Origin of the sequence: Coprococcus sp. BIOML-A2, from assembly GCF_009875795.1 — a bacterium.
Taxonomy (GTDB): Bacteria; Bacillota; Clostridia; order Lachnospirales; family Lachnospiraceae; genus Coprococcus; species Coprococcus aceti.
In genome coordinates this window covers 176,380-193,262 of sequence record NZ_WWSI01000002.1, presented here as the reverse complement: position 1 = coordinate 193,262, position 16,883 = coordinate 176,380, and the positions used below count along the sequence as shown (strand labels likewise).

Here is a 16,883-nt window from a genome sequence, read left to right as displayed (position 1 = left end):
ACCTCCTAATAATCTTCATCGAGGCATTCATCCGCCTCGTCATAATACTGACCGTCATATCCTTTTGCCATCAACTTTTCATAACAGTCGAAGCAAACCAATCTAAATGCGATACCGTGGCAATCGTGAGTGAAAAGCATATCATCTCTCACTACTTCCTTGCCGCAGGTAGGGCATATTCTAACATCTGCTCCGCACATTTCTTCCGGGTCACTGACTTCAAAACTCATTCCCATTGTCATTCCTCCTTACCAAATTCTCTTGAGTCCACCGATGGACGGCTCGATGCCAATGGTTCCGAACTCACTGCAATCCGGCATTGTCGTATTTACCACATAAGCGAGCGTCTGATTATCTCCTAAATCCTCCATATCCATCTTCCACTCTTCGATATACTCGGAAACATACAAGAACGAATACATCAATCCAAAGTTCATCTGCGTCTTGATGACATGGTAGACAAGTCCGTTGTTCTCCTCCTCAAACTTCCTAACCATTTCCTGCTCCTCATCGTTGAGCCAATACAATAGACCCGGTCCTTCTGAGAGGTTGATTTTACCCTCTTCTTCAAACTCCTTAATCGGCTGCTCCATGATGCCGAGTTTCTTCATCCTCTTAATTGCTTCCTGCTTCTGCTGTTCTCTTAAATCTGCCATCTTAGATACCTCCTAACGCCATTTTCTGTTCTGCTTTTCCTGCAATCTTTGTTCCCGGGTCGAATTTCTTTCCATCTTCGTTGCCCTGCCAAAACGCTCTTGCACTCATCTGTTCCTGTGCAGCACTTTTGAACTTCTCGTGCTTCATGGCATCGGTTTCATCACTGACCTCTTTTGGAACTGTCATTACCAACCCCCATCCAGTCTCGTCATGTTCCCTCTGCTGTTCAAATGCTTCCTTGATACCCTGCGTGTAGCCGAAGCCATATCCATCGCAAAGTCTCTTTCTGTATTCTCGAGTGCAATCCTTAGACTTCTTTCTGAGGTCATCAATTCCGCTGCGGATACATTCGACTGCATATCTGAAAATCTCAACGCAAGCATCAACATCTCCTTCGAGACCTACGAAGCATATCGTAGCCACCTGCTTGTTGTACTCCTTTCTTCTGTATGACTGACAGCAAAAGTTCTGACCAATGATTGCCGATAGACTTATCATCCACGCTTCTCTTCTCTTGCTGCAATCGAACTCTGTCTTGATGTGGACGACTTTCTTCTTGCTGATGTCCTCGAGGTCTATTTCTGCTATCTTATGCTCTGCCATTAACTTCTTGGCTTTCAAGAGTGCCGACTTCGCCTCGTGTTCGTTGCTGCTCTCTGAGAGAGCGAGCAACTTCTTAATCTTCTCTCTGTAATCCTGTTCTGCCATATCATTTTGCCTCCTTATGCCATCTTCTCGATGATTGCAAGTAACATCTGATGCTCTTTCCAAGAAATCTTTTCTCTCTGAAATGCGATGTCGATACCGTCATTTCCGTAAAACACATTCTGCATTGCGTCCTCTCGATTTTCTGCTTCTATAATTCTCTGAATGAACTTCTTAAAAATATCTGCGTCCTCCTTATTTGGCTTGTTTTTATCGTATGCGTACGATAACATAGCCTCCTGCCAAGTCAATAGGTTTTACGCATTTTTACGGAAATATTTTCAGTCATCCTCATAGTCCTCGATGTCGATATTTGCCGCCTCGCAGATACTCTCGTAATCAGCACCATTCTCCCACATATTCTTGATGCAGAACCCATGCACCGTGCCATCCCACTGTGCGATGTGCTGCTCTATCGCTTCGTTCAGCCTTGCATTGCTTCTATCTGCCATCTTCCGTCATCTCCTTTTCAATTCTTTCTGCTGTTTTCTTTGTTCCGTCTCCCCAACAACAACCCTCTCTGCAAAAATACCAACCAAGAAGCACTCCATCATCAATATACTTAACCATCTTCTTACACCTCCGCCTTTTTTATAATGGATGTAGGACACCAAAACTCCTCGCCATCCAATCTCAGATACATTCTTCCTCTGCCTTTCTTGAGGACCTGTGCAAGAGGTCCGATGTCATCAATCTTAACAAGGTCTCCTGCCTTAATCATGTACCTCGCCTCCTTTTACCAATTCGTACTCGGCTACCTGCTTATCTGTGAGCGGCTCTGAATACTCAACATATCCCCAAACCTCTCTGCCTGCCTCCTCGCTATATGCTCTGCTGTCGAAATTCTCGATGCACTCCAAATTCTTTGTCGGAACTGTACCCGGCATCGCAGGTCTTAATGTCAACCAGTATCTGTACCGCATTATGCTACCTCCCTAATCTCAATCAATTTATCGATTCCTGTGTAGATGCAACCTCCTGTCGTAAATACCAATCCATCCCATCTTACAAACTTGACTGTCTCGACATTTACATCTCCGGTTGCTCCATCTTTCCACTCAACCTCAACCGTCTTTCCGGCTGCGAGCATTTCTTCGATTTTCTCCACATCTGCCATTCTGAATATCTTCATAGTATTTACCTCCTGTTCGGTGTTTTTACTGATTTATCTTGACTTTATCGTACTTGGAACATTCCAATTTGTCAATAGTTTTACGGAAATTATTTTGGAATATTCCTATTCAGCTACGCAAACACCTCCTGCATCCTCTTCCTCATTTCCGAGATGCCTGTCATTACATTTATCATGCCGGACCACTTCTCCATGTGGTCGAGATAGATGCCGCAGGCTTTCTTACTGAGACGATAGACTTCGATGTATTTATTCTGCCTGCTCCTCTCTGATGTCAGAGAAAATTCTCTCCTCTCATCATCTGTGCAGTACGGCAAAATCTGATTTTTAATTCTTCTTACTACTTTTCCGTTTGGTGCGGAGAACATTTCTCCTATCTGTCTTGAGGAAATGAAATCCAAGGCATCCACAGAGCCTGTATCTGCCTGTTCCTGCTTCTTTGGTTCTTCCGGTATAGAATTTGTTGTATTAGTCTGAGCCTGCTGTTCCTGCTCCTGTAAATGCTTTAGGCACATTCTGTACCCTGCCATAAATCCCGACTCCTCGTACTCAACTGCAACATCCATCATCTTGTCATACAATCTATTCTGCGGTTTCAGTTCCTTTGGGAAGAAATATGCAACCATCTTGTCGTACTGCTCAACCTCATTGCAGGCTGCTTCTGTATGTCTCTCCTTGCACTGACAGCCGTCTACATATTCTCTGAAATATTCAGCTAACTGCTCATCTGTCAGTTCTTTTGGAATAATACTCATGCCATGTACCTCCTTTGCTTTTTTGCGAGCGTACGATAACACAGCCTTGCACCATGTCAATAGGAATATCTTTATTTTTACGGAATAATTTGGAGAACTCCAAAATGATAATAGAAATGCGTCCATAGGACATCCATAGGACAATGAACATAATAGATATAATATATATAGGTAACGGTTACGGTTACGGTATGGTTTAGGACTTTCCACAGGACTGTCCGTGTGACTGTCCTGTGGACAACACGAGTTTCTTCTTATATAATGTATGCCGAATTGCTTTTGAAAAATCAGTAAAACCTTTGGTACAAATCATTCGTCTGATTGCTTTGTCCTTGGATGAAAATTCTTGCGTCCACAGATTGTCCATAGGACAAATTCCGGACAATAAAAAAAGAACCTCCCTACCGTATCTGATAGAGAGGTCCATTTCTTGCCAACCGGAACTATTTTGCATTGATGAAATCAACTGCATCTCCAAGTTCCCTGTACGCCTCCTCGAACTGCTTCTTTGGAGACCACGACTCATAGCCATCTTTATGTCTTACTTTGTATCCGGCTTTGCCATCCTTTTCCATCGGCTCTGCCTTTACGATTTTTACGCCAATGTAGTTCTTCATTCTTTCCTCCTGTTATCTGACTCTGATAGAGTCTCCTGCGATGATGAGGTTCGGGTTCTTGATGTCATTCAGAGCGATGAGGGCATCGACAGTGGTTCCAAAATTCTTTGCGATGCTCGTGAGCGTTTCTCCGCTCTCGATGGTATGGTATTTCTTACCGCCACCATTTACGATGTCCTGTACTTCCTGCCATCTATCTCCAAGAACGGTTTTTCTTACTTCATCATCTCCATACTTGCCAGTCCATACTTCATCTGCCAACTCCTGTGCGGACGCATTGTGGATATGATTGATGGCATCCTGTACCTCATCATATCTGTTTCCGAGTGCCGCTCTTCTTGCATCTCCGCCGCCGAACTCATCTTTCATAGTTCTGCAAAGCAACTCAAGCGTGGTTCCCTCCGGGGCGGACACTTCCGGTTCATCCTTGCTGTCATCATTGTTGGCAGTAAATCCGTTAAGTCCTGCCGCCTTGATTGCCGCAGGAAAGTCACGGTAGCAGAAATCTTGGTCTACTGTTCTACCGCAGATTGTCTTGTCTGCGATGAAATTCTGACCGCCGCCATACTGCCAAATATCGTGAGATGTTGCAGGTGTGTTGGATGAATACTTTGCTACCCAATGAGTAAATCTCTGTAAACGAGAGTCGTCTACATGAGACTGGAAATGCGAGTCTGATGTGTAAACTCCCGCAAAATATCCTGCCTTTTCGCATCTGTCGCAAAATGCAATAACGATGTCTGTGAGAGTATCCTTTGCATTCTTGAGCATATTACCCTCGACATCGTAGTAAATAGGATATTCAAACTGCTTTCCTGCAATTACTGACAGGAAATGGTCTGCCTCTGCCTGTGCGTCTGCAACAGACTTAGCATTGCCGTAATAATACGCACCGACAGGCATACCAATCGCCTTACACTGTGCGTAGTAATCTTCAAACTTGCTGTCTTTGTATTTACCCGCATCTGCTCCGGCTGCTTTGACGATGACGAACTGTACGCCCCTCTCATCCCTTGCCTGCTTGATGCTGAGGTCTCCCTGCCAATGTGAAATATCAATACCAAAAAGTTTATCCATAGTGAACTCCTCCTATTACAAAAATAAGGGCGGCTTTTTCAGCCACCCCGATGTGTTATGCCTATTCAAAATTAGGCTTTAATCAGCTTGCCTTTCTTGAGAAGATTTACCATCTCAAGGTTCTGCGCCGCAGTGTATGCGTAATTCTTGATACCATTTGCGGCTGCAATCTTCGCACGATGAGCCTTGGATGTATCTTTCTCTCCAACCGCTGCAAGTGCCGCAACAATGGAACCCGATGCTCCTTTGTACTTAGGGTAATAAGAAACCGCCTGTCTCGGATTGCCGGATACAACCACAACAGTATGACCTTTGGTCTTTGTGACAAGAATGTCTCCGTTGTATAACTTCGTACCGGATGTTACCGTAATAGGCTCCGTGAACTGCTTAGACGCTTTGAGAGCGGATACCTCGGCTGATGTGTTGAAATTGCCCGGGTCAAATCCTGCTTGGATGCAACACGCTCTTACAAGAGAACTGCAATCAGCCTCTGTCTTGGCAGAAATCTTTGCAAGGCTTCCGCTCTTTCTTAACTGTCCAATTACAGTTGTGCGGTGTCCTTGGCAGTATCCGATGTTGTCGTTCTCGCAGGCCTGTAACATTGCTTTTGCGATAGCATTTGCAACCGGAACGCTTTTCGCTCTCATGCAAATCCATCCTTTTGAATGAACATAGTACGGCTGAGTAGAAACTTCGTTTCCTGTTTGGTCTCCCGGCTTTCCTCCGGAGATTTTGCCGTTCTCATCAATTCTCGCACTTCCTACCATTAAACTCATATCAATTCCTCCTTAAACAAATAGGGTAACCTCTCGGCTGCCCTGTGCTTACGATATGTTTCTCAGATTACTCCTCATCCTCGGTATTGGAACCGCTATTGGCATAGTCGGTCAATCCCTCTCCGATGATGTATGCCACCACGGACGCACCTGCCATGATGAGTGCAGTTACCTGTGTTGCTGTGTTGTCTGTGCCGCCAGTAGCCAAAATCATCATAGAGACGAAAGATGCTACCGCTGTCCATAACTTTCTGCTTGTCAGTTTTCTGACCCAATCAATTTTCTTCATGTTCTTTTCCTCCTGTTATAAAAATGAATTTTCTTCCATGCACTTCTGATAGACCTTATCTATCTTGGCGATGGCGTTTACTGCTTTACTGTTCTTGTACTCAGGATGCTCCGAACAATATCTCTCATAGTCTGAGATGTCGTCCAGTATCTGATTGAAGAACTCCTCAGAATGTTCCACTCCTCTTCGCAACTCATCTGCAAATCGTAGTATTCGAGTGCGGCACTCATCCGCATCGTCTTTGTCCATCCTGTTCTTGAGGTCATCGTGCTTCTCTTTCAAATTTTTGACATCGTTCTCGACCGTCTCCAATTTGTCCATCACATCCTTATTCATGGTCTTTCCGAGAAATCTCACGGCATTACCTACGAGTTTCCCGATTGCAGACCAAGGATTGACTTTGATTGGTGTAATCTGTACCAATGTCATAAAGAGCAGTACGACACCGCCTCCTGCTTTCAGCCAATCGTTTAGGCTCACATTCCTCACCTCCTTCCATAGAAAAACCGCCTACTTGGGCGGCTTAACATTGAGATATTTGCATTTATTACACGGATACTGACCTGCCGGGATGAACCACGACTTACAGTCGCTGCACTCGCCATAGTGGCTACAACTTCCGGAGCATCGCTCATATCCCATAAAGCATCTCCTCTTCCTATGGGAGCATTTGAATAAATCTTTCTTCATTCTCTCTCCTTTCTCCATGCGTCAATATCATATCTGTATAAAGAGATGCCAACAGTTCCTCACTGTCTGTATGTTCCAACATACCTGTATAACTATTGAATGTCTGAGTAACCTGCTCGAGAGTCATCTCATAATCGTGATACTTATTTGCTACGCCTCTGAGACTTCTCTTCATTCCGAGAGTCGTTGATTTCCTCAGCACAACCTTGTTGTACCAAAGTCTGTATCCCACAAATTCAATGCCTTGATTGATAGGTCTGATGCAGGTTTTCTGATTAAGGCTTAACTCAAGTTCTTTCTCGAGGAAAGCATCTATCGTCCATCTCCATTCATGGAGTTGTGCCTTACTGTTACTCAAAATAATGATGTCATCCATGTACCGGACATAATACTTGATACCCAAGACTCTCTTACAGAACTGGTCGAGTTCGTTCAAGTAGATATTCGCAAACATCTGACTGAGCAGGTTTCCTATCGGCATACCTACATCAAACAGTCTCTCCTCCAACGGTACATCTCCCGGGGATTTGCCGGGTGGCAATCCGAACGGAGTGTGCTTGCAATCAATTATCCCAAACAGAACCTCAAGCAATCTCTCATCCTTGATTTTCTTGCGGAGAATATTCTTGAGCACCCGATGAGAAATCCGGTAAAAATATTTGCTGATGTCAAGTTTCAGATAGTACCAATCTCCATCTTTCTTGCTGACATACTCCAACCAACCTCTCAGACGAGTCATTGCTCCCAATGCTCCTCTGCCGGGTATGCAGCCATACGAGTCCTTGATATATCCCTTAATCAGCATAGGATTGACAACTCTATAAATCGCCCACTGAACCACACGATGTTCAAAGGCGATTGACATTATCATTCTTTTCTTAGGTTCGTAGACGAAGAATATAAAGTACCTATCTATCTCGTATTCTCCCCGAAGGACTCTTTCTCTCAACTCCTCAAGATTTGTCCAAGAGTCGTAGCCAAATCGCAGGACATCCCTGTTGTATCTACGACTCTCGGACGCATCAAGAAAAGCATCGTAAAGGTTATCCATCGAAAAGATAATGTCGTACACATTCTTAATCTTCATCCAAAAACCACCTTTACATTCTTGCATAGCGACTTTCGCCAAAGGCTACTTGTAGCTTTCAAGTTCCCATTACGGACCGTGAGCCTCCCGAATGGAGGAACCGACCGCTGTCCTATCGCACTCACTGCTCTCATACGGTCGGTTGTTTTTCTCCTTTTTGGAGTGGAAACAGGCTCCTTTACCCCTCGTGTACTGGCAGGATGTCCGTAGACCCCCTGCAAATCTGACAATATGAGGGTAGAGCGGAGCGGAAGCCGATGTTGCTGTTCGAGTTAGAACGAGCATTGTTGAGGTTCAAGTTGAACACACCCGCATTGGCACCATTGTTCCAGTTGCCTCCGGCAATCGGCAAACGCAATAGCCTGTTCCCAAAGTAATTGCTAAATTATTTCCTGCCGTTGTTTTGTGCAGTGGCATTGACCTTATTTATCCAACTTCCGGTCATCTTACCTATCTGCGAGAGGTAGTCGCTCATCACATTAAATCTCTTTTGGTCGAGGATGCGTTTCTTATATGCTCTTTCCACATAGAATTTGGCATATTGGACCTGCTTGTCGAGTTCATTTAATTCCTTGAGGACTGATTTTGCATAATAGCATTTATGGGTATCCATCTCCCTCTCAGCCATAGTGTTCATACACATTCGGATTTTGGTTGCAAGTCCTGCATACCCTTTCTCCGGTCTTGGAAACTTCTCAAGGAACGGCTCGGCGTAGTCCATCATATCTGCCACTTTTTGTCTTATGCTCTCGCCCTCTGCACCTTTTGTTACTGTATCGCTCATCTTACCTCCCTACAAAAAATGCGTCCGATGGACTGTCCGAATTATGTCACACGGACTGTCCTATGGACGCACATCATTTTATTGCTTTTTCTTCATACGCTCGCTAACGCTCGCAAAACAAAATGCAAAATTCAGATTACAGTTCTACATAAGCGGAGCGGAAGCCGAGGTAGCTGTACGAGTAAGAACGAGCATCGCTGAGGTTCAAGTAGAACACACCCGCAAAGGCACCACTGCGCCAGCCGCCCCCGGCACGCGGCAATCGCTCTCCGGCGTTGTTCATCCAATGATAGTCTCCGCCATAATCTTTGCCCGGTTCGTCCGGATAGAGAATGAGAGCCTTTGCCAACTCCGGTGCAGTAACACCACTCGCAAGGGTCATTGCTGTGTAACTTCCACCTCTACCTGCGTCCTGTGCAGATGTAATTCCGGTAGTCAACTGGATGTTGTTGGATACGAAGTCGTACTTGAGGGTCGCTGCCGTTCCCGGTGCTACGAGAGAGCCGTCATTCTTGATTGCTTTCCACAGAGTTGAGGAAGCGGACATATCGCACTCTGAACCAAGTGCTGCATTGTTGTAAGGGATAATCTGAATTTCTCCCTCATTCAGACGCATACCACCAAGCCATTCCAACACATTACCGTTCATATCCTGTATGCCGAACTGAGTATGGTCGTGACCCCAAGTAGCAGGACCGGAACCTGTGAATGTTCTTCCTGTCTTGTTGTTATCCTTTGCGGACTCCTGCCCTTTCTCGTAGGTGTACGCTGAATCTCCTCCGTAGTTGTTGTTGCCATGTGGCATAGTTCCCATCTTGCGTGTGAGTAATGCGACTGCCGCCCATTCAGCAAGTGTTCCAAGGTGGAAGCCTGCTCCCTTAGCCTCGCAAGCCTGTCTTGCCTGGTCGAAATTGACATAGGTCTTAGGGTCTCTGTGAGACAGTGAATACGCTCTGCCGTTGATGACGATATTCTGATACTTGGAATACAGAAATCTGCTCTTTTCCACACCATTCACAGAGAATGCAGGATGAGTATTCTCAGAGCCTCCGGAAATAATCTCGGAGTTCTTGAGTTTGTTGATAGGTACATAAACGGAAGGAAGTCCGAGGTCATCGAGCAATACTATATTCTTACCTCCAGAAATCTCCTTAACCGCTGCTGCAAACTGGTCGTAATTTGACATGGTAATTTACCTCCTTATTCGATTGAGTACAGTTTGAGAGTTACATTGTCCATAGAGAATGAAACAGGCTCCGGAACCATAATGGTTTTCTGACTGTTCTCATCCTCCGGGTCGTAGTCCGGATTGACCTGCTCCTTATCGACATACTGTCTTGCAGGAATTTCAATCTGTGCTGCATACTTCACACCAAGACCTGTCACAAGCATCCCAAACTTGTCGATGCAGATGTCTACACTGACATCAAAATCCCTCTCTAACTTGGCGAGATTAAGCATCAGTTCATCATCGAATGTAACTTTGGTCTTGCTTACTGTGTAGGGAATTTTCTCCCCGACATTGACTTCTACAACTTTCATTGCCATCTTTCTTTACCTCCTAATGTTTTCTTGCCTCTGCATACGCCTCGTTGGTTTTCTGAGCGATGTAGTCTGCCATCTCCCTCTGAGCGGCTGTCGCTCTTTCGGGATTGATACCGTATTCTCTGAGAGTAGAGTCACGCTGACTTCTCCTCTCGTCATTATGGATAATTACATTCACGCTGCATTACCTCCCTGTACATACAGTTTGAGGTCCACAGATGCGGCACTTCCGGTGTACTTAACCTTGAAGCCGTTGACCTGCTTGTCATAGACGATGATGTCGCCTACATTGTCCACAGGAGTAACAACTTCCGCTGTCACTGTGTAGTCAAAACTGTCTCTGTTGACAGACAGTGCAATCGTCTTTGCGGAATTATTAAAAAAAGCCTCTCCTGCCGTATTGGTAAGAGTGACTTTGATAATCTCGCCTCCGATATTACTAATCTGTTCTCCGTGATGCTTCACTACTTCGGTCAGAAATTCTGCCGTGAGGTTGGCTCCGTTTACGCCACCCTCAATGTTGTTGAGGTTCTGCTCATCCACAGGCGTACCTTCCTGTATCCCCTCAACTTCGTCCTTCCACATCGTAGGCTCATAGAAGCCTGCTCCGTTGGTGTCGAGGTACGGTTGATTTCTACCATTCATTAGGTTTCATCCTCCTTTTCATAGATTGGGAACTCAAACTTTGTCAGAACGCCTTGGTTGGCAGCACGGACAATCTCGGTTGCTTGATACCCTGCCTGTTTTCCTGTGACATCAATAATTCTCACAGCCTTAATGGTCTGCGAGCCGCTCGATGTTCTCGGGAAACTGACAATGATTTCAACCTTGTTGCCAGTCACTCTTTTGGTATTGATTGTCGCATCATACCAAGTGCCATTGACAAGGTACTGAAACTTTACCAAAGCATTGAGCCACTGCTTTCTTCGGTCATTCATAAAATCTGTACTCCAAAATGACATCGTTTTTACCTCCTTCTGATTTATTTTCCACAAGCCTTAGTTCCGCACCGTTTGATAGTTGCGGCAGATACGATGACTTTGCCGCTGACCTCAGAGTCGTTGGATACCGATGTCTGAACGACAGGTTCGGTTCCCTCTCCCGAGATAATGGTTCCGCTCTTCGGTGCGTTGGATACTCCTATCGTTGCATTGCTCTGAATATTTATATCCTCCGAAAGTCGAACCTTTGCAGGCATCATCATCTTTCCTCCGCCACTCGTAACAACTCCGGATAATGGCAGAACCGCAGTCGTGTTGGTAAAGGTCTTTCCTACCTCCGTACTTTCTCCGATGAATACACCGTTGACAGCCTTGGCAGGATAAACGCCGGACACCGACTGACCTGCTACCAAGACATCCACGATTTCGCAATCTGAATTGATGATGATTTCTACATCTTCCGTGAAGATTTCTCCTGTCGTGGAATTATACAATTTGCCACCTATCCGGATTGTGCCGGACAGGGTTGTGTCAAATACATTTGTGATTGCGTTCATGTCGAGATTTGTCTCGACATACATGATATTTCCAAGCGTACCGGGTCTCGGTTTCGTGCCGCACTTGAATGTTCCACAAATCAAAAGGTCGTAGGTTGCACATATCCATCGGACAAGTGTTTCTACGACCACCTTAATCTGATATTCAAATTCAATACGAACTCCCGCAGGTTTTACCATTGGAACTTCGCCCACCCTTACGACCTCTCCTCCCGGCTTGAGGAATGGCATTGTCAAAATGATTGTTGCGGGCATATCCGGGTCCTCGATGTAGTAAATCGGGGAGACATCCCATAGCAACGCAAGACCATCCATCAAATCGTAATAGGTGCATTCATTGGTATTTACCAAGTTCTTATATCGCAGGAACTGCCTGTATCTTTCGTCAGAAATAACAGGGTCCTCAACATTGATGCCTGCCAGTATTCCGGCTTCTTTTCTGCTGAGTGGAATAATGGTGCCTACCATATCCAAATTCTGTCCTGCGGCTGTATCGAGGTCTGTGAGGTTCTTCAAGTTATCAAAGACATCTTCAATCTCCTGCAACTGTTTGGAGAACGCTCGTATCAGAGCCTCGATATTTTTCTTCTCGAGAAACTGCTGAGGCAAATCATTCAGCCAACTATCAACTATCTTCACTGAACGACACCTCAATTCTCTTCTTATCAATCAGCACCTTTTGACGAGATGTGACGATGATGTTTTTCTGCTTGTAATCTGACGCTTCCGGAACATAGGTACTTGAGGTTCCGTATGCGGTATAGATTTCAACATAAGTCAGTCCTGCGACAGCATCGTAAATGCCATCGTTGAGCAACTGAGTGAGGAGATTGGTTCCTGCCACAAACTCTGCTCCGTCTGAAATCAAAGCCTGTATGGCAAGAGAAGCATAATTTGTCGGCAACTGCGACTTGTCTCCGTGCAGCACAACCTTGAGCCATGTGTACAGATAGTCCGGTCTGTTGAACCGAACAGGGATTGTGTCTCCGTACACTCCAGGAACACCGACTTCTATACTTCCGTATGTCTGAATGCCGCCCGCCTTTCTTCGGAGAATAGCCTGTGCGATTTCGCTGTTGTCTCCTCCCTCAACGATAATCTCGATACTGTGAGGTGGAAGTCCTCTGCTGTCTACATAGTCTGTGTCGTTTTCATATCCGGATGCGGATTCTACATTCTCGATGTTGTTCAGCAGTTCTCCCACAATGGACTCAATCATCGTATTGGACCTCAATGCAGATTTTGCAATGTACGACTGTCTCAGTTCGATGTCGCTCTCCTGCTTTCTTCCGTATGTAGGTTCGAGCAGGTTCGTAACAGCCGTAAATCCAGTGACATTGTTTACCATCTTCGTGACTATTCCGTATGGAAGTGTAATCTTTCCGTACTCCTCTGTGAGGAATGTCGCTATTACAGTGACGCTCGATGTCGTCAAGTTATCTGACAGGATGAGTACATTGCTTCTGCTGATGGTCTTGTCCTTAATCGTAAGCGTATTGTTCTCAGCAGTTATGGTATATTCATCATCCGTAATCGCTTTGGCAAGACCCGTGATAATATCCTCCTCCACTCCATCCGGACTTGAGAATGAATACTGACTGCCATTGATTGTAACGGAATAGACACCGACCTCAGCCGATGCCACCTTGATGCTTACTCTGTTGAACGCATCTCTCGTAATCTCGAACTCATCTGCGTTCTTCAATCTGACTTCCGGACTTGTGTTCGTTGCCACGATTGCCTCTTCTCTCACATAGGTTCCATCGTCTCCGGTGCAGTGCAGGCGGTATGATGTACGCTTGTTTGCTGCCCTGCGTATGCCACCATACTGAACAGCATTGTCGAGGCTGACTCCTGTTGCTGTGGCAGGATATTTGGCGTAGTAGTTGTCTTGAGCAGTCTCCCACAAATCAGAAATCTGATAGGAAAATGTCGTAATGAGGGTATCGAGAAAAGACGGCTTCGTCAGCCTTGTATCAAAGCCAAACGCCTCCGTCAAATCTGCGTGTATCTCCTCCATAATGGTATCGAGTCTCTTGATGTTGAAACCTTTATCAGTTACTCCGTATTCTGCCATCTATTTCCACCTCCTCTCTTATGGTTTCTGTATCTGTCAGAGCCGTGAACTCAATCTTCCCGACTCTCGTGTGTCTGTCGTAAGTAACTGAGACATCCTTGACCTCGGTTACTTCGTCAATTTCAAATATCTTTTCTCGGACAGCCATCTCGAAACTGTCCGTATCCGGATTTTTGATGAAAAGTTCATCCCTGTACGGCATACCCTCCTCTTCATCCCATCTCCACTCTCCGAGCCACCATCTAAGTCTTATCTTAATTTTCTGAGCAACTGACTCGACAAGGGAGATGTCTCCTGTTTCTGTGAGGTATAGGTCTCCGTCTGCGGATAGTAAAATATCCATAAAGCACCTCCTCTTGTATTGACTTTCTTATTTGCTTATTTCTGCCCTTGAGCCTTTTTAATGGAGAATTTGTTGTCTTACTCAAATAAAACGCTTCCTGTGGCTGTCAAGGCTTTGTGCGTATGGTTATTCGGGTTTTTGGGTCTTGCCTCCGGTGCTGTCGGTATGAGTGTGGTTCTTGAACGATACCGAACCAACCTTTATATCTCCTGCAACAGTGACATTTCCTTTGATATTCACTCCGGAGTCCGACACTTTAAATATCGTGGAGCCTGCATTGATTTCACATCCATTTCCGGATACCACAACCTCCGTATCTCCGCCTGTCACAATGACGGCATTTTGCTTTGTCGCTCTAACTGCGGCATCGCTGCCTCCATCGAGTAGACCGGGTATTACCATAGCACTCGTGAGGTCAAATCTGAGGGAGCCTTCCGAAGCAGCACCGCTTCTCCAAGCGTCCAGTTCTACCTCTGAAATGATGATGATGCAACTGTCGCCCTTCTTGACCGGAAATGCAATTCCAACGCCTGCACTTTGGCAGTACGGAAAACAAACAGGAGCCTCGGTTATCGTGGGATAACTTAGTGAGACTCCATCTGATGTTACATATTGTCCGACAGGCTTAACCGTTGCAGTCGCTCCATCGAAAGAAACAATCTCTCCCGGCAATGCGGTATGGATTTCGTTCACGACCGCTTTTGCAGTCTTTTCGATTTCTGCTGTGACTTCCTGTAACATAATGCCTCCTATGCTTTGGCGAGGTCTGCCATCTTTACCGCCGCAGTCACTGTCGAACCAATGCCGATTACAACACGGTCTCCTTTGACCTGTATAACATCGTAAACAGAATAATAGCAGGTAAACATTCCTCCGGAGTATTGATACCCTTTCGTTCTGCTACCCGACTTGACTGTTCTGATGACCTTGACCTTATCGCCTTTCTTGATTGTGCCTCCCGATGAACTTCCGCTTCCGGATGATTTTTTCTTGGAACTTCCGGACTCTGCTTTCTTGTCCATCTTCGGCTTCTCAGCGATTTTCAGCAACTGTGCTGTGCAGAGCCAATCTCCGCCCATGTTGTCGCCGTCAATCGTAACTTTATAAACTAAAAAATACCCACTTATGGTCTTACTTCTCAGTTCAACAATGTCATTGACACCGATAGCACCATTCAGCAGGTATTCAACCTCCCATCCTGTCTTTGACTCATCTCCCGAACCGATTGTAATTCTTTTCGGTATGTTGATGAGTCCAGTGTCAGCAGAGAGCAAATAGCCTTGAGTCGTTATGGAACGACCGGGCCATGTAACGTGCAGGACTTGGTTCTGTATGGACCACTTATGCCCGCAGCAATTCGCCACCTTTTGCAATGCTCCCTTGGCTTTCCCAACATAGGAAAAACCATTCGGCAGGGTGGCATACGATAAATCTCCTGCGAACTTAACAGATACTCCCATTGCATTCGCAATTTTCTGATACACCGTCTTGCAATTTACTTTGCCGTTAATCGACACGCTGATGTTCGTATCTCTTAACTCGACAAGACCATCCACAACCGTCAACTCCGTAAGCCTGTCGGCATTATCGAGTGTCGTGATTGCAGATGATACATTTCCAACAAAAATGAGCGACCTGTTCTTTCCGTAGCCTGCTTTCAATTCAACCACGCAATCTTTGGATTCCAATATGCTGAGGTTTTTCGGAGACAGGTTCCATATCTGAACTTTCGCATCATTCTGACTTTCTTCGCTCGACTTTTCAACTGAAAACGATACATGGAGACAATCTTCTGTCACGCTATTCACATTTCCGATTTCAAAGCCTTGCTTTCCCATTTTCCCACACCGCATGGTGTAGGTTCGCATCCAGTTTTCATTAGCCATTTCAATCATCCTCCAATTCCACATTCGGAATATAGACAAACTCAGCCGTCAAATCCTTAAATGCGTTTCTTCCTACGGTATCTATATCAGACAAACAACCGAATATTCCGTCCGGTATGTCACTGTCGGTGTAATAGTGGAATATCGGGAAGTTCGGAACTATTCTCGTCATGGCGATGATTGGTTCTTCTCCCTCGTCATACAGACCAAAACTCCAATAATCATACTTCTCGTTGTAAGTAAACCGCAGGTTGTATTCTTTACCGTCTATGGAGAGTGTCGAAACACTATCATTCATATCCGGCACTTGGATATATAGCATCTCAACACCTCCTTAAATCAAGCCGAGACCGCTCGCTGCGCCGTATAAAATGGATGCAGACTTCTTTGAGCCGCTACTCGACTTCTTACTTGAACTTCCACCGCTTCCCGATGAACTGCTCGAGGATGAGGAAGAGCTCGATGACGACTTGGATGACGACTTCGATGTGGAAGCCTTTCCTGCATTCGCCATCGACTCTCCTGCTTTCAAAACATAGGTCGGGATATTCACGGTCTTTCTCTTTGTCACTCTGACTTTCTTTGCGGAAATAGAAATCTCACGAGCGTATCCAATGTCTGCTGACTTCTTGATACTAATGCTCGTGAGACCCATGTTCGTATAAACTGCATCAGATGTGACAATTTTGGTTAGTTTCTTTTCAAACCATTTTTTCTCTATATCATTACATATACGCTTCACTCTGTCATTGGACGAACCGTGACGGTGCAACCATGTGACAGGTGTATTTGTAAGATACAATGTTGCGGAGAACTGTATCGGGTCATTGATAATCGTATCTGACACCGAAAATCCTTTCTCAACCGGATACTCCGGTATGGTGGAGGTCATACTTTTGGTCTCATCTATGAGAGCATCAAATTCTATCCCCCACACCGAAACAGGTTGCAATTTTCTCGCCATA

30 protein-coding genes are annotated in these 16,883 nt (G+C 45.4%); all 30 read right to left on the bottom strand.

From position 1 onward, the window contains the following. Positions 1–5: 5 nt before the first annotated feature. The 30 genes from GT575_RS05020 to GT575_RS04880 all read right to left on the bottom strand — a co-directional run bounded on the left by GT575_RS05020 (position 6) and on the right by GT575_RS04880 (position 16,882). Positions 6–236, bottom strand: a complete 231-nt coding sequence (locus GT575_RS05020; RefSeq protein ID WP_161171641.1) for a hypothetical protein — start codon at positions 234–236, stop codon at positions 6–8. A gap of 12 nt (positions 237–248) precedes the next feature. Beyond that, complete coding sequence (locus tag GT575_RS05015) at positions 249–656, bottom strand: hypothetical protein (protein ID WP_161171640.1); 408 nt, start codon at positions 654–656, stop codon at positions 249–251. 1 nt (position 657) lies between these two features. Then, positions 658–1,365: a DUF2786 domain-containing protein gene (locus GT575_RS05010; RefSeq protein WP_161171639.1), complete on the bottom strand. Its 708-nt coding sequence runs from the start codon at positions 1,363–1,365 to the stop codon at positions 658–660. A gap of 14 nt (positions 1,366–1,379) precedes the next feature. Then, positions 1,380–1,595: a hypothetical protein gene (locus GT575_RS05005; RefSeq protein WP_161171638.1), complete on the bottom strand. Its 216-nt coding sequence runs from the start codon at positions 1,593–1,595 to the stop codon at positions 1,380–1,382. A gap of 48 nt (positions 1,596–1,643) precedes the next feature. Next, complete coding sequence (locus tag GT575_RS05000; protein ID WP_161171637.1) at positions 1,644–1,814, bottom strand: hypothetical protein; 171 nt, start codon at positions 1,812–1,814, stop codon at positions 1,644–1,646. After that, positions 1,804–1,932 carry a hypothetical protein gene (locus GT575_RS15295; protein ID WP_264294165.1) on the bottom strand — a complete coding sequence of 43 codons (129 nt, stop codon included), beginning with the start codon at positions 1,930–1,932 and terminating at the stop codon, positions 1,804–1,806. Before GT575_RS15295 ends, GT575_RS05000 begins: the two co-directional genes overlap by 11 nt. Before the next feature lie 4 nt (positions 1,933–1,936). After that, positions 1,937–2,083, bottom strand: a complete 147-nt coding sequence (locus tag GT575_RS04995) for a hypothetical protein (RefSeq protein ID WP_161171636.1) — start codon at positions 2,081–2,083, stop codon at positions 1,937–1,939. Beyond that, on the bottom strand, positions 2,076–2,285 hold the full coding sequence (locus GT575_RS04990) for a hypothetical protein (RefSeq protein ID WP_161171635.1): 210 nt from the start codon (positions 2,283–2,285) through the stop codon (positions 2,076–2,078). The genes GT575_RS04995 and GT575_RS04990 overlap by 8 nt, the downstream gene beginning before the upstream one ends. Beyond that, positions 2,285–2,494, bottom strand: coding sequence for a hypothetical protein (locus GT575_RS04985; protein ID WP_161171634.1), 210 nt, complete (start codon positions 2,492–2,494; stop codon positions 2,285–2,287). Before GT575_RS04985 ends, GT575_RS04990 begins: the two co-directional genes overlap by 1 nt. Positions 2,495–2,607: 113 nt before the next feature. Then, on the bottom strand, positions 2,608–3,249 hold the full coding sequence (locus GT575_RS04980; protein ID WP_161171633.1) for a hypothetical protein: 642 nt from the start codon (positions 3,247–3,249) through the stop codon (positions 2,608–2,610). A 443-nt stretch (positions 3,250–3,692) separates the two neighbouring features. Continuing rightward, a complete protein-coding gene (locus GT575_RS04975) occupies positions 3,693–3,866 on the bottom strand; it encodes a hypothetical protein (RefSeq protein WP_161171632.1) in 174 nt (57 codons plus the stop codon). 12 nt (positions 3,867–3,878) lie between these two features. Continuing rightward, the gene (locus tag GT575_RS04970) at positions 3,879–4,943 is read right to left on the bottom strand and encodes a GH25 family lysozyme (protein WP_161171631.1); all 1,065 of its coding nucleotides are present in this window, start codon (positions 4,941–4,943) and stop codon (positions 3,879–3,881) included. Positions 4,944–5,014: 71 nt separating this feature from the next. Further along, complete coding sequence (locus GT575_RS04965; protein WP_161171630.1) at positions 5,015–5,719, bottom strand: hypothetical protein; 705 nt, start codon at positions 5,717–5,719, stop codon at positions 5,015–5,017. Between the two features lie 67 nt (positions 5,720–5,786). Further along, a complete protein-coding gene (locus GT575_RS04960) occupies positions 5,787–6,008 on the bottom strand; it encodes a hypothetical protein (RefSeq protein WP_161171629.1) in 222 nt (73 codons plus the stop codon). Between the two features lie 15 nt (positions 6,009–6,023). After that, complete coding sequence (locus tag GT575_RS04955; RefSeq protein WP_161171628.1) at positions 6,024–6,488, bottom strand: hypothetical protein; 465 nt, start codon at positions 6,486–6,488, stop codon at positions 6,024–6,026. Positions 6,489–6,518: 30 nt separating this feature from the next. Next, a complete protein-coding gene (locus GT575_RS15290) occupies positions 6,519–6,650 on the bottom strand; it encodes a hypothetical protein (protein WP_274601504.1) in 132 nt (43 codons plus the stop codon). A 16-nt stretch (positions 6,651–6,666) separates the two neighbouring features. Continuing rightward, on the bottom strand, positions 6,667–7,785 hold the full coding sequence (locus GT575_RS04950) for an RNA-directed DNA polymerase (protein WP_161171627.1): 1,119 nt from the start codon (positions 7,783–7,785) through the stop codon (positions 6,667–6,669). A gap of 385 nt (positions 7,786–8,170) precedes the next feature. Next, complete coding sequence (locus GT575_RS04945) at positions 8,171–8,569, bottom strand: four helix bundle protein (protein WP_161171626.1); 399 nt, start codon at positions 8,567–8,569, stop codon at positions 8,171–8,173. 136 nt (positions 8,570–8,705) lie between these two features. Further along, complete coding sequence (locus GT575_RS04940; RefSeq protein ID WP_161171625.1) at positions 8,706–9,755, bottom strand: SUMF1/EgtB/PvdO family nonheme iron enzyme; 1,050 nt, start codon at positions 9,753–9,755, stop codon at positions 8,706–8,708. 14 nt (positions 9,756–9,769) lie between these two features. Then, positions 9,770–10,117: a hypothetical protein gene (locus tag GT575_RS04935; RefSeq protein ID WP_161171624.1), complete on the bottom strand. Its 348-nt coding sequence runs from the start codon at positions 10,115–10,117 to the stop codon at positions 9,770–9,772. A gap of 13 nt (positions 10,118–10,130) precedes the next feature. Then, a complete protein-coding gene (locus GT575_RS04930; RefSeq protein ID WP_161171623.1) occupies positions 10,131–10,292 on the bottom strand; it encodes a hypothetical protein in 162 nt (53 codons plus the stop codon). Further along, positions 10,289–10,759: a hypothetical protein gene (locus tag GT575_RS04925; RefSeq protein WP_161171622.1), complete on the bottom strand. Its 471-nt coding sequence runs from the start codon at positions 10,757–10,759 to the stop codon at positions 10,289–10,291. The genes GT575_RS04930 and GT575_RS04925 overlap by 4 nt, the downstream gene beginning before the upstream one ends. Further along, positions 10,759–11,076 carry a hypothetical protein gene (locus tag GT575_RS04920; RefSeq protein WP_161171621.1) on the bottom strand — a complete coding sequence of 106 codons (318 nt, stop codon included), beginning with the start codon at positions 11,074–11,076 and terminating at the stop codon, positions 10,759–10,761. Before GT575_RS04920 ends, GT575_RS04925 begins: the two co-directional genes overlap by 1 nt. 20 nt (positions 11,077–11,096) lie before the next feature. Continuing rightward, the gene (locus tag GT575_RS04915; RefSeq protein WP_161171620.1) at positions 11,097–12,251 is read right to left on the bottom strand and encodes a DUF2612 domain-containing protein; all 1,155 of its coding nucleotides are present in this window, start codon (positions 12,249–12,251) and stop codon (positions 11,097–11,099) included. Next, positions 12,238–13,689: a hypothetical protein gene (locus GT575_RS04910; RefSeq protein WP_161171619.1), complete on the bottom strand. Its 1,452-nt coding sequence runs from the start codon at positions 13,687–13,689 to the stop codon at positions 12,238–12,240. Before GT575_RS04910 ends, GT575_RS04915 begins: the two co-directional genes overlap by 14 nt. Beyond that, positions 13,667–14,032, bottom strand: coding sequence for a hypothetical protein (locus GT575_RS04905; RefSeq protein ID WP_161171618.1), 366 nt, complete (start codon positions 14,030–14,032; stop codon positions 13,667–13,669). The genes GT575_RS04910 and GT575_RS04905 overlap by 23 nt, the downstream gene beginning before the upstream one ends. 126 nt (positions 14,033–14,158) lie before the next feature. Further along, entirely contained in the window at positions 14,159–14,773 is a 615-nt protein-coding gene (locus GT575_RS04900; protein ID WP_161171617.1) for a Gp138 family membrane-puncturing spike protein, read from the bottom strand. Positions 14,774–14,781: 8 nt separating this feature from the next. Continuing rightward, complete coding sequence (locus GT575_RS15085) at positions 14,782–15,918, bottom strand: phage protein (RefSeq protein ID WP_243147842.1); 1,137 nt, start codon at positions 15,916–15,918, stop codon at positions 14,782–14,784. Between the two features lies 1 nt (position 15,919). Then, complete coding sequence (locus GT575_RS04885; protein ID WP_161171616.1) at positions 15,920–16,240, bottom strand: phage baseplate plug family protein; 321 nt, start codon at positions 16,238–16,240, stop codon at positions 15,920–15,922. 12 nt (positions 16,241–16,252) lie between these two features. Then, on the bottom strand, positions 16,253–16,882 hold the full coding sequence (locus GT575_RS04880) for a phage baseplate protein (protein ID WP_161171615.1): 630 nt from the start codon (positions 16,880–16,882) through the stop codon (positions 16,253–16,255). Between the last annotated feature and the right edge of the window lies 1 nt (position 16,883).

What these genes read in the sequence shown, in the direction of transcription:
- GT575_RS05020 (WP_161171641.1), bottom strand. Translation starts at nt 236, where the DNA reads ATGGGAATGAGTTTTGAAGTCAGTGACCCGGAAGAAATGTGCGGAGCA.
- GT575_RS05015 (WP_161171640.1), bottom strand. Translation starts at nt 656, where the DNA reads ATGGCAGATTTAAGAGAACAGCAGAAGCAGGAAGCAATTAAGAGGATG.
- GT575_RS05010 (WP_161171639.1), bottom strand. Translation starts at nt 1,365, where the DNA reads ATGGCAGAACAGGATTACAGAGAGAAGATTAAGAAGTTGCTCGCTCTC.
- GT575_RS05005 (WP_161171638.1), bottom strand. Translation starts at nt 1,595, where the DNA reads ATGTTATCGTACGCATACGATAAAAACAAGCCAAATAAGGAGGACGCA.
- GT575_RS05000 (WP_161171637.1), bottom strand. Translation starts at nt 1,814, where the DNA reads ATGGCAGATAGAAGCAATGCAAGGCTGAACGAAGCGATAGAGCAGCAC.
- GT575_RS15295 (WP_264294165.1), bottom strand. Translation starts at nt 1,932, where the DNA reads ATGGTTAAGTATATTGATGATGGAGTGCTTCTTGGTTGGTATTTTTGC.
- GT575_RS04995 (WP_161171636.1), bottom strand. Translation starts at nt 2,083, where the DNA reads ATGATTAAGGCAGGAGACCTTGTTAAGATTGATGACATCGGACCTCTT.
- GT575_RS04990 (WP_161171635.1), bottom strand. Translation starts at nt 2,285, where the DNA reads ATGCGGTACAGATACTGGTTGACATTAAGACCTGCGATGCCGGGTACA.
- GT575_RS04985 (WP_161171634.1), bottom strand. Translation starts at nt 2,494, where the DNA reads ATGAAGATATTCAGAATGGCAGATGTGGAGAAAATCGAAGAAATGCTC.
- GT575_RS04980 (WP_161171633.1), bottom strand. Translation starts at nt 3,249, where the DNA reads ATGAGTATTATTCCAAAAGAACTGACAGATGAGCAGTTAGCTGAATAT.
- GT575_RS04975 (WP_161171632.1), bottom strand. Translation starts at nt 3,866, where the DNA reads ATGAAGAACTACATTGGCGTAAAAATCGTAAAGGCAGAGCCGATGGAA.
- GT575_RS04970 (WP_161171631.1), bottom strand. Translation starts at nt 4,943, where the DNA reads ATGGATAAACTTTTTGGTATTGATATTTCACATTGGCAGGGAGACCTC.
- GT575_RS04965 (WP_161171630.1), bottom strand. Translation starts at nt 5,719, where the DNA reads ATGAGTTTAATGGTAGGAAGTGCGAGAATTGATGAGAACGGCAAAATC.
- GT575_RS04960 (WP_161171629.1), bottom strand. Translation starts at nt 6,008, where the DNA reads ATGAAGAAAATTGATTGGGTCAGAAAACTGACAAGCAGAAAGTTATGG.
- GT575_RS15290 (WP_274601504.1), bottom strand. Translation starts at nt 6,650, where the DNA reads ATGGGATATGAGCGATGCTCCGGAAGTTGTAGCCACTATGGCGAGTGC.
- GT575_RS04950 (WP_161171627.1), bottom strand. Translation starts at nt 7,785, where the DNA reads ATGAAGATTAAGAATGTGTACGACATTATCTTTTCGATGGATAACCTT.
- GT575_RS04945 (WP_161171626.1), bottom strand. Translation starts at nt 8,569, where the DNA reads ATGAGCGATACAGTAACAAAAGGTGCAGAGGGCGAGAGCATAAGACAA.
- GT575_RS04940 (WP_161171625.1), bottom strand. Translation starts at nt 9,755, where the DNA reads ATGTCAAATTACGACCAGTTTGCAGCAGCGGTTAAGGAGATTTCTGGA.
- GT575_RS04935 (WP_161171624.1), bottom strand. Translation starts at nt 10,117, where the DNA reads ATGGCAATGAAAGTTGTAGAAGTCAATGTCGGGGAGAAAATTCCCTAC.
- GT575_RS04925 (WP_161171622.1), bottom strand. Translation starts at nt 10,759, where the DNA reads ATGAATGGTAGAAATCAACCGTACCTCGACACCAACGGAGCAGGCTTC.
- GT575_RS04920 (WP_161171621.1), bottom strand. Translation starts at nt 11,076, where the DNA reads ATGTCATTTTGGAGTACAGATTTTATGAATGACCGAAGAAAGCAGTGG.
- GT575_RS04910 (WP_161171619.1), bottom strand. Translation starts at nt 13,689, where the DNA reads ATGGCAGAATACGGAGTAACTGATAAAGGTTTCAACATCAAGAGACTC.
- GT575_RS04905 (WP_161171618.1), bottom strand. Translation starts at nt 14,032, where the DNA reads ATGGATATTTTACTATCCGCAGACGGAGACCTATACCTCACAGAAACA.
- GT575_RS04900 (WP_161171617.1), bottom strand. Translation starts at nt 14,773, where the DNA reads ATGTTACAGGAAGTCACAGCAGAAATCGAAAAGACTGCAAAAGCGGTC.
- GT575_RS15085 (WP_243147842.1), bottom strand. Translation starts at nt 15,918, where the DNA reads ATGGCTAATGAAAACTGGATGCGAACCTACACCATGCGGTGTGGGAAA.
- GT575_RS04885 (WP_161171616.1), bottom strand. Translation starts at nt 16,240, where the DNA reads ATGCTATATATCCAAGTGCCGGATATGAATGATAGTGTTTCGACACTC.
- GT575_RS04880 (WP_161171615.1), bottom strand. Translation starts at nt 16,882, where the DNA reads ATGGCGAGAAAATTGCAACCTGTTTCGGTGTGGGGGATAGAATTTGAT.